Below are 8,519 nucleotides of genomic sequence, written 5' to 3'. Positions count from 1 at the left end.
GATTTGGCTCCTTGGTCAAGCGGTTAAGACACCGCCCTTTCACGGCGGTAACACGGGTTCGAGTCCCGTAGGAGTCATCACAATTTTTAATTTTTTAATTTTTATTTTAAAAAAATTAAAAAATTGTTGACAGTAGATTGATAGTTTGTTATGATAATTAAGTAAGTGATTCACAAATATTATTATCGCGGGATGGAGCAGTTCGGTAGCTCGTCGGGCTCATAACCCGAAGGTCGGTGGTTCAAATCCGCCTCCCGCAATTTTTATAAGTGGTCCCGTAGTGGAGCGGTTTAACACGCCTGCCTGTCACGCAGGAGATCGCGGGTTCGATTCCCGTCGGGACCGCCATTATTAAAATGGTTCAGTAGCTCAGTCGGTAGAGCAAAGGACTGAAAATCCTTGTGTCGGCGGTTCGATTCCGTCCTGAACCACTTTTTTTGCCGGCCTAGCTCAATTGGTAGAGCAACTGACTTGTAATCAGTAGGTTGGGGGTTCAAGTCCTCTGGCCGGCACCATGTCTTGGATTGGAGGGGTAGCGAAGTGGCTAAACGCGGCGGACTGTAAATCCGCTCCTTCGGGTTCGGCAGTTCGAATCTGCCCCCCTCCACCATATCAATAGGGGCATAGTTCAACGGTAGAATAGAGGTCTCCAAAACCTTTGATGTGGGTTCGATTCCTACTGCCCCTGCCATGGCGGCTGTGGCGAAGTGGTTAACGCATCGGATTGTGGTTCCGACACTCGTGGGTTCGATTCCCATCAGCCGCCCTTTATTTAAAATTAATGGGCTATAGCCAAGCGGTAAGGCAACGGACTTTGACTCCGTCACTCGCTGGTTCGAATCCAGCTAGCCCAGTTACTTTTGGCGGCATAGCCAAGTGGTAAGGCCGAGGTCTGCAAAACCTCTATTCACCGGTTCAAATCCGGTTGCCGCCTCCATTGATATGATCTATGCGGGAGTAGTTCAACTTTTAGAACACTTTCCTTCCCGGAAAGAGGTATAGGTGTAAGTCCTATCTTCCGCTCCATTTTTCCAATAACATATTGGATTTTTTTGTATTATGCCGGTGTGGCGGAATTGGCAGACGCGCGGGACTCAAAATCCCGTGTCTTCACAGACGTGTCGGTTCGACCCCGACCACCGGTATCAATAACCATTAATTACACATCATAGCACATCAGAAACCCTGTTATTACAGGGTTTCTTTTTATTTATACACCATAGAACGTCAGAAAAAGTGGCACGAAAATGGCACGATAATGCCATGGTGTGTGGCACGTGTCACATCTTTGCATGTTATTCATAGTGAATATTATTAAGCGCATGTTTGAGCCTCTGATCTTTTATGTATTCTATCATTGAGTCACATCAATAAATGGAACATGTTTTTCTAACCATGAATACTATACGGCAATAAGCATTGATTATTTCACTATTTTAGCCTTTGTGTAATCAAAGTTTAAAGAAAATAGTCATTGCAAATTTCACTATCTCTCTCATACAAAGACAGTTGATTCTTCTCTAATTTTCTACTAAAATCCATTTACTATTCATAACACTTTAAAGTATTGATGAATATTTTAAGAAATTTTCAGAATACTATTGTGCCATAAGTTCACTTATATTATGATTAACCTATTCTTATAAGCGGAGGGTTGCGTAGATGGCGACAAATCAAATTAACAGCAAGCAATTTTTTAGCGTCATATTAAATGCCGTAGGGGCTGGTGTTGTAATTGCTTTACTTCCTAATGCCTTTTTAGGTGAATTGCTGAAATTTTTTAAAGACGGTCAACCCATTCTTGAAATGATCTATCAAGTTGTTTTGGTTATCCAATCTTTTATGGCATTTATTATTGGCGCACTTGCAGCACATGCATTTAAATTTCCTGGTCCGGGCGTGACATTTGTAGGAACTTCTGCAATGGTCGGTTCAGGTGCTTTACAGTTTAAAAATGGGGCGTTTGTTTTACATGGTATAGGGGATATCATTAACATTATGTTGATTGTTATGATAGCATGCTTAATGTTTATTTTATTATCAGGTAAATTAGGTTCATTAGAAATTATCATATTACCTGCTTTAATTCCTGTGACTGCTGGAATGATTGGTCTTATGACATTACCTTATGTAAGTAAAGTGACACAATCTTTAGGTCATTTAATTCATACGTTTACAGAGCTTAATCCGTTACTGATGAGCCTTTTAATTGCGATAACATACGCATTATTAATGGTGACACCGATTTCACTTGTAGCAATAGCCACTGCGATATCCTTAACAGGTTTAGGAAGTGGTGCTGGCAATATGGGTGTTGTAGCGGCTTGTGTTACTTTTTTAATGGGTTCGATTAAGGTGAATAAGCTTGGGGTCAATCTCGTGTTATTATTTGGTGCTGCTAAAATGATGATTCCTGTATATTTCAAGCATCCTATTATTATCATTCCATTGATTATTAACGGTTTCGTAGCAGGTTTAATTGCCTATTTTGTTGGTATACAAGGGACTCCGATGTCAGCAGGTTTTGGCTACTCAGGACTCGTTGGACCTATTAATGCGTTTAACCGTTTAGAAGGGGATCCAATGATGAATATTGTCTTATTATTGATCGCCTATTTCGTGATTCCTTTTACAGTGGGTTGGTTTGTACATCAATTAAGTAAAAAACTGTTACCAGGCTATCGAGATGACATTTATCATTTTGAAGTACTAAAAGATTAAAGATGCGTCATTACATTGTGAAGCAAACATCAAACAACGATACAACCAACGTTGTTTGATGTTTTTTTCTAATGATAAATCTTATGAAAAAATTTTGAAAATCTTATTGCATAAACTTACATATAAATGTATAATAATCAATATTATCGGAAGGAGGCAATGTAATGAAGTATTTGGGGAAAATAATGACGATGATGTTAATTGTTGTATTTTGTATTTCAGGATTTCCCGTAAAGCATGATGCCCAAGCTGCAAATGAAGATCAGTGGGATATCATCAAGGAACGTGGAGAATTAAGAGTGGGGTTATCTGCTGACTATGCACCAATGGAGTTTGAAAGAACGGTGAATGGTGAGCGAGAATATGCAGGTATCGATATTGAATTAGCTAAAAAGATTGCTAAAGATCAGGGTGTTGAATTGAAAATCGTCAACATGCAATTTGATAGTTTACTAGGGGCATTAAAAACTGGAAAGATAGATATGATTATTTCTGGGATGACTCCAACTGCTGAGCGTAAAAAAGAAGTGGATTTTTCCGACAACTATATGACGGTAGATCAGAAAGTCGTTGTTCGTAAAAAAGATAAAGATAAATATCAAACATTAAAAGATTTGGCACATCATCGTATTGGGGCTCAAAAGCAAACGACACAAGAAGAATTAGCACAAAAGGAAATTGAAGGAGCGGATGTACAATCGCTCACACGTTTGCCTGAAGTCATTTTGTCTCTTAAAAGTAATAAGGTAGATGCGATTGTGATGGATAGTGCTGTAGGTAAGGCATATTTAGCACAAAATGAAGAATTAACTTTCTCAGATGCATCATTTGCTGATTCTAAAAAACCAACTGCCATTGCGATTCCGAAAGATTCGCCAAAATTAATGAAACGTGTGAATCAATCTATTGCAGATGTCAATGATAACAATTTGATAGCGAAATATGAAAAAATTGCTGCTGATGCAATGCAAGATGATGGCAGCTTTCTAACAAAATATGGCGCGTTTTTCTTAACAGGGATTAAAAGTACGATTGTCATTTCATTAATCGGGGTTGTTTTAGGCGCCGTATTTGGTTCAATATTTGCTTTAATGAAAATTAGTACGATTCGACCGTTAAGATGGTTTGCCTCTGCTTATATTGAGTTTTTACGTGGTACACCGCTGTTAGTACAAGTCTTTTTAGTCTTCTTTGGTACGACGGCAGTGTTAGGCCTTGATATTTCAGCATTTATTTGTGGGGCTATCGCATTAGTCATCAACTGTTCGGCATACATCGCTGAAATTATTCGTGCAGGGATTAATGCTGTAGATAAAGGTCAAATGGAGGCAGCACGTAGTTTAGGTTTAAGCTATAGTCAAACGATGAAATCCGTCATTATGCCTCAAGCGATTAAGAAGATTCTACCTGCATTAGGGAATGAATTCGTGACGGTTATTAAAGAATCATCTATAGTGTCTGTCATCGGTGTGAGTGAAATTATGTTTAATGCGCAAGTGGTACAAGGGGCGTCATTTGATCCATTCACTCCTTTATTAATAGCCGCTATATTGTACTTTATCTTAACATTCACGCTCTCACGTTTAATGAGCTTTTTAGAAGGGAGAATGAGTATCAGTGATTAAAATTTCAAAGTTAAATAAATCGTTTGGTCAAAATGAAGTGTTAACAGGTATTGATTTAGACATTGCACAAGGTGAAGTTGTTGCAATCATTGGTCCTTCTGGAAGCGGAAAAAGTACACTACTCAGATGTATGAATTTATTAGAAGTGCCAACGTCGGGGCAAGTGATTTTTGAAGGGCGTGACTTAACAGATAAGGGCACTAAAGTTGATGAATTACGTCAGAAAATGGGCATGGTATTTCAAAACTTCAACTTATTCCCGCATAAAAAGGTCATTGATAACATTATGTTAGCCCCTCAATTATTGAAAAAAGGGGACTCACAGCAATTAAAAACACGTGCACTTGATTTATTATCGAAAGTTGGTTTGGCAGAAAAAGCCGATGCCTATCCGAATCAATTGTCGGGTGGACAAAAGCAAAGGGTTGCGATTGCACGTGCATTAGCGATGGATCCGGACGTGTTACTATTTGACGAACCGACATCAGCATTAGACCCTGAAGTAGTAGGTGAAGTATTAGCCGTTATGAAGTCACTCGCTAAAGAAGGGATGACAATGGTCGTCGTGACACATGAAATGGATTTTGCGAAAAATGTAAGTGATCGTGTGGTTTTTATGGCAGATGGCGTTGTGGTTGAAGATGGGCCACCTCAAGAAATATTTGAAAATCCGCAACATGAACGGACTCAAAACTTCTTGAAGCGTGTGCTAAACTAAATATAAATGACTAAGAGCTTGGAATTTAAATGATTCCGGCTCTTTTTTAATGAAACTATGCAATATTGAATTTGCCAATCTCATCTTCAATGGAATAATTCCACGCAATCACAGTCAGATATGTTAAAATAGTATGGTGATTTTAAAGAGGTGACATGATGGATGTACGGGCATTAAAACAAGAGATTATTGATTATGCACATACAATAGGTATCAATAGTATTGGTTTTACAACGACCGATCCTTTTGATGAATTGAAACAAAAACTTGTCGATTATCACGCAAAAGGGTATGCGTCAGGTTTTGAACCGTCTGATATCGCTTTACGCACAGAACCGAAATTATCCTTACCGACTGCACGTTCAATTATCGCGATTGCTGTTGGATACCCGAACAAATTAAAAGGGGCTCCTAAAAGTGTACGTGGCGATCGTCGAGGCATGTTTGCACGTGCATCATGGGGACAAGATTACCATTCGATTATGCGACGACGTTTGGATGATTTGGCAGCATTCATTCAAAGTAAAGTACCAGACGTAGAGCTCATGTCCATGGTGGACACCGGTGTGCTCTCTGACCGTGCTGTTGCTGAACGGGCGGGACTTGGATTTGTAGGACGCAACGGCTTTGTCATTAATCCTGATTTAGGCACGTGGTCGTATTTAGGTGAAATGTTAGTCAGTATCCCGTTTCCACCAGATGATCCACTCCTCGATAGTTGTGGTGATTGCACGATTTGTGTCGATCGTTGTCCTACTGGCGCACTTGTCGGAAATGGGCAATTGAACAGCCAAAAATGTATTAGCTTTTTAACGCAAACAAAAGGCTACATGCCGGATCAATATCGATATAAAATCGGTAATCGTCTATATGGTTGTGATACGTGCCAACAAGTGTGTCCGAAAAGTCGTGGAATCAATACTGAACAAGACGACATACATCTAGAGCCAGAAATTTTAAAACCACGCTTAGTGCCATTGTTAAAAATGAATAATAAAACGTTTAAAAATACATTTGGTCATCTTGCAGGTGTATGGAGAGGGAAAAAGCCAATTCAACGTAATGCAATACTTGCACTGGCGCACTTTAAAGAAGAAACAGCAATACCTGACTTAAAAGATGTGGCTGAAACAGACCCAAGACCGATGATTCGTGCGACGGCATTTTGGGCGATTGGTCAAATTTTAGGTAATAAAGCGAAAGATTATATCATGTCACATTATGACAATGAACTTGAAGAAGTCCAAGTCGAGATGATTAAAGGATTAGAAATGAGGAGAGATGAATAATGCCAATTCATGTAGTTTTATATCAACCAGAAATTCCTGCGAATACAGGGAATATTGCACGCACATGTGCAGCGACGGACACACATTTACATTTAATACGTCCACTTGGCTTTAGTACAGATGATAAAATGCTAAGACGTGCCGGTTTAGACTATTGGAAATATGTATCGATTACATATTACGATAATATTGAATCATTTTTCGAACAAACGGAAGGACAATATTTCTTACTTACCAAATTTGGTTCAAAAAATCATACGTCTCAAGATTTTTCGGATGTCGACCAAAATTATTACTTTATTTTTGGGAAAGAAACGACAGGTTTACCAGATTGGGTTAAAGATCAGTATGAAAACACAGCATTACGTATTCCAATGAATGAGAATGTACGTGCATTAAACTTATCTAATACTGCAGCTATACTTATTTATGAGGCATTACGACAACAAAATTATCCAAATTTACAATAAGCATGGACTGATTTGACAGCTTTGTTCATGGTTTGAAGTTTGGACAAGAACAAATATTAAAAAAAGGTTATAATGATGATAATGGAGAACCTTCCGCATGAGCCTCATTTTTTAATGTTTTAATTGATGTTTAAAATGGGTATGTAATTATTAATGTAAAAGACGAGTAGGACAATAGAGGAGTGTACGATAATGGCAATGAATTTTAAAGTATTTAAAGATGCAGAAACAGCAGCAACTTTCACAGCGGATATCTTAAGAAAACAGTTGAATAACAATCCTACATCCATTGTAGGCCTTCATTTAAATCAAGAAGAAGCACCTGTATTAGATGCATTGAAAAAAGACGTTGATCGCCATAGCGTTGATTTTAGCCAAATTCATATTTTGGATTATGATGCGCAAAAAGCTTATTATCAAGCATTAGGTGTTCCAGAAAAACAAATCCACAACGTACCAGATGATGAAAAAGTGGAAGAGTTTATTAAACATCATGCAAAAACGAAAGATAACAAAGGTAAATTGACATTACAAGTAGTGACAATTGATACAGAAGGTCAAATGGGTATCCCGATGAATGACGCTTTATTACCAGCACGTGAAATTATTGTTGTTGTGACAGGTGCGGCGAAAGCGGAACAAGTGAAAAAATTATATGAAGAAAATGGGAATACGAACTTTATTCCTTCAACATTAAAAACACATCGTATGGTCACAGTAGTCCTTGATGAAGCGGCTGCGCAAGGTTTGCCTGAAGATGTACGTAATTACTTTACTTCATTATACGCATAAGAGAAGAGGTGAAGGGCATAATGAAAGAAGAACAAAAGCATTATGACAATGAAATGGTTGATAGTTTTGATGATGTCGTTGAGCTTGGAAAAGAAATGGAACAAATTTCTCAAGCGAACGATGAAGAGAAAGTCAATCAATCGCATGATTCAAAGGTACGTTCAGATAAAGAAACGAAATAAAGGAATAAACTAAAAACTGAATCTAATTTGGATATTTATTTATCCTCATATCTCTGATAGAATACATCTAAAGTGATACTAATGTGCTAAATGTGTATTTATATGCGGTTAGTTAAAGGGTGTATTTATAATGAAAGAAAGACTCATATGGTTAGGTGTATTTATAATTTGTTTATTGCTTATGATAGTTTTAAATATCAAATTTCATTTCTATTCATGCTATTCAATAGCCATAATTTTTAGTGTATGTGGTTTAATATCTTATGTTGCACTAGAAAAGAAAATAAAAAGTAAAAATAAAAAAAGAAAATACTAGATATATTGAAAATTGTATTTTCGTTGATTCTATTTGAGTTTTGGCGTAGTAAGTTGAGATATCAAAGGTGGTAAATCGTAATAGTAGTCAAAATTAAGAAGGCATTATTTTAAATTATTATTAACTAGAATAATTTAGAAGTTTATTAATTTATGCAATTTTAGTGATGATTAGGACTTGTTGAATTAAATAATCAAAACTTTTGGCTATTTTATCAATTGATTCCCATCCTAAATTTAAGAAAATAGAAATGGATGTAAATTGCCGTTCAAAAAAGTAGGAAAGTTTCAGTTTAATGATGCTTTTTCCTGCTTTTTTATTTTCTAAATTATATCATCGTACCTTGGTCAATCTTTGTTTAGAAGTTGTTTTATTGAACTTTTATATAGGAATGATTCTTATTCAC

The 8,519-nt window shown here is 37.2% G+C and carries 7 protein-coding genes and 12 tRNA genes; all 19 read left to right on the top strand.

Annotation, left to right across the window (positions count from 1 at the left end; translation table 11 throughout):
* The first annotated feature begins 5 nt into the window (after window positions 1–5).
* Window positions 6–77 (top strand) — tRNA-Glu (locus CD138_RS12065).
* Window positions 78–186: 109 nt separating this feature from the next.
* Window positions 187–260 (top strand) — tRNA-Met (locus CD138_RS12060).
* A gap of 11 nt (window positions 261–271) precedes the next feature.
* Window positions 272–348, top strand: a tRNA-Asp gene (locus tag CD138_RS12055).
* A gap of 10 nt (window positions 349–358) precedes the next feature.
* Window positions 359–431: transfer RNA gene (locus CD138_RS12050), tRNA-Phe, on the top strand.
* Between the two features lie 8 nt (window positions 432–439).
* Window positions 440–515: transfer RNA gene (locus CD138_RS12045), tRNA-Thr, on the top strand.
* Between the two features lie 11 nt (window positions 516–526).
* A tRNA-Tyr gene (locus CD138_RS12040) sits at window positions 527–610 on the top strand.
* 7 nt (window positions 611–617) lie between these two features.
* Window positions 618–691: transfer RNA gene (locus CD138_RS12035), tRNA-Trp, on the top strand.
* Window positions 692–693: 2 nt separating this feature from the next.
* Window positions 694–766 (top strand) — tRNA-His (locus CD138_RS12030).
* 16 nt (window positions 767–782) lie between these two features.
* Window positions 783–854: transfer RNA gene (locus tag CD138_RS12025), tRNA-Gln, on the top strand.
* Window positions 855–862: 8 nt separating this feature from the next.
* Window positions 863–937, top strand: a tRNA-Cys gene (locus CD138_RS12020).
* A 14-nt stretch (window positions 938–951) separates the two neighbouring features.
* Window positions 952–1,026 (top strand) — tRNA-Gly (locus CD138_RS12015).
* A gap of 35 nt (window positions 1,027–1,061) precedes the next feature.
* Window positions 1,062–1,145 (top strand) — tRNA-Leu (locus CD138_RS12010).
* A gap of 517 nt (window positions 1,146–1,662) precedes the next feature.
* A complete protein-coding gene (locus CD138_RS12005; RefSeq protein WP_019167994.1) occupies window positions 1,663–2,721 on the top strand; it encodes a PTS sugar transporter subunit IIC in 1,059 nt (352 codons plus the stop codon).
* A gap of 164 nt (window positions 2,722–2,885) precedes the next feature.
* Window positions 2,886–4,346 carry an ABC transporter substrate-binding protein/permease gene (locus tag CD138_RS12000; RefSeq protein ID WP_019167995.1) on the top strand — a complete coding sequence of 487 codons (1,461 nt, stop codon included), beginning with the start codon at window positions 2,886–2,888 and terminating at the stop codon, window positions 4,344–4,346.
* Entirely contained in the window at window positions 4,339–5,064 is a 726-nt protein-coding gene (locus tag CD138_RS11995) for an amino acid ABC transporter ATP-binding protein (RefSeq protein ID WP_019167996.1), read from the top strand. Before CD138_RS12000 ends, CD138_RS11995 begins: the two co-directional genes overlap by 8 nt.
* A 158-nt stretch (window positions 5,065–5,222) precedes the next feature.
* Entirely contained in the window at window positions 5,223–6,353 is a 1,131-nt protein-coding gene (gene queG / locus CD138_RS11990) for a tRNA epoxyqueuosine(34) reductase QueG (RefSeq protein ID WP_019167997.1), read from the top strand.
* On the top strand, window positions 6,353–6,823 hold the full coding sequence (gene trmL, locus CD138_RS11985) for a tRNA (uridine(34)/cytosine(34)/5-carboxymethylaminomethyluridine(34)-2'-O)-methyltransferase TrmL (RefSeq protein WP_019167998.1): 471 nt from the start codon (window positions 6,353–6,355) through the stop codon (window positions 6,821–6,823). The genes queG and trmL overlap by 1 nt, the downstream gene beginning before the upstream one ends.
* 192 nt (window positions 6,824–7,015) lie before the next feature.
* Window positions 7,016–7,615 (top strand): 6-phosphogluconolactonase, encoded by a 600-nt coding sequence (locus CD138_RS11980; RefSeq protein ID WP_019167999.1) that lies wholly within the window; start codon window positions 7,016–7,018, stop codon window positions 7,613–7,615.
* A gap of 20 nt (window positions 7,616–7,635) precedes the next feature.
* Window positions 7,636–7,797, top strand: a complete 162-nt coding sequence (locus CD138_RS14300; RefSeq protein WP_019168000.1) for an SAS053 family DNA gyrase inhibitor — start codon at window positions 7,636–7,638, stop codon at window positions 7,795–7,797.
* The last annotated feature ends 722 nt before the right edge of the window (window positions 7,798–8,519 follow it).

The organism is Staphylococcus intermedius NCTC 11048 (assembly GCF_002902385.1).
In the GTDB taxonomy this organism is placed as follows: domain Bacteria; phylum Bacillota; class Bacilli; order Staphylococcales; family Staphylococcaceae; genus Staphylococcus; species Staphylococcus intermedius.
This window is presented reverse-complemented; position numbering and strand designations above follow the sequence as displayed.

What these genes read in the sequence shown, in the direction of transcription:
- CD138_RS12005 (WP_019167994.1), top strand. Translation starts at nt 1,663, where the DNA reads ATGGCGACAAATCAAATTAACAGCAAGCAATTTTTTAGCGTCATATTA.
- CD138_RS12000 (WP_019167995.1), top strand. Translation starts at nt 2,886, where the DNA reads ATGAAGTATTTGGGGAAAATAATGACGATGATGTTAATTGTTGTATTT.
- queG (WP_019167997.1), top strand. Translation starts at nt 5,223, where the DNA reads ATGGATGTACGGGCATTAAAACAAGAGATTATTGATTATGCACATACA.
- trmL (WP_019167998.1), top strand. Translation starts at nt 6,353, where the DNA reads ATGCCAATTCATGTAGTTTTATATCAACCAGAAATTCCTGCGAATACA.
- CD138_RS11980 (WP_019167999.1), top strand. Translation starts at nt 7,016, where the DNA reads ATGGCAATGAATTTTAAAGTATTTAAAGATGCAGAAACAGCAGCAACT.
- CD138_RS14300 (WP_019168000.1), top strand. Translation starts at nt 7,636, where the DNA reads ATGAAAGAAGAACAAAAGCATTATGACAATGAAATGGTTGATAGTTTT.